The sequence below is a fragment of the Streptomyces sp. SID12501 genome (genome assembly GCF_010550245.1).
GTDB lineage: Bacteria > Actinomycetota > Actinomycetes > Streptomycetales > Streptomycetaceae > Streptomyces.
In genome coordinates this window covers 1-426 of record NZ_JAAGLU010000749.1, presented here as the reverse complement: position 1 = coordinate 426, position 426 = coordinate 1, and the positions used below count along the sequence as shown (strand labels likewise).

Sequence of the window (426 nt, the reverse complement as noted above, 5' to 3'; positions counted from 1 at the left end):
GGCCCGACGACCGAGGCCAGTCGCCGGGTGGAGGAGGCCGGGTAGACGATGCCGAGCCGCGCCGGGGTCACCCCGAAGGTGGCCCCCCGCTCGGCGAAGCGCAGGTCGCAGGCGGCCGCGAGTTGGCTGCCGCCGCCGACGCAGTGCCCGCGGATCGCGGCGAGGGTGGGCTTGGGGAACGCGGCGAGGGCCTCCTCCGCCGCCACGGACAGCGCCTGGGGGTCGTCGTCCCCGGTGAGGGAGGAGATGTCGGCGCCCGCGCAGAAGGTGCCCCCGGCCCCGGTCAGCACCAGTACCCGTACGGCGGGATCGGCCGCGAGCCCCGGCAGCAGCGCGGGCAGCGCACGCCACATCGCGGCGGTCATGGCGCCCCGCTTGGCGGGGTGCGAGATGACGACGGTGGCCACTCCGTCGGTGACGGTGTGG

General features: G+C 77.0%; 1 protein-coding gene. It reads right to left on the bottom strand.

Going from position 1 to position 426, the window contains the following annotated elements; translation table 11 throughout:
* The coding region (locus G3I71_RS48270; protein ID WP_164325320.1) for an enoyl-CoA hydratase/isomerase family protein at positions 1-426 on the bottom strand (426 nt) is incomplete at both ends.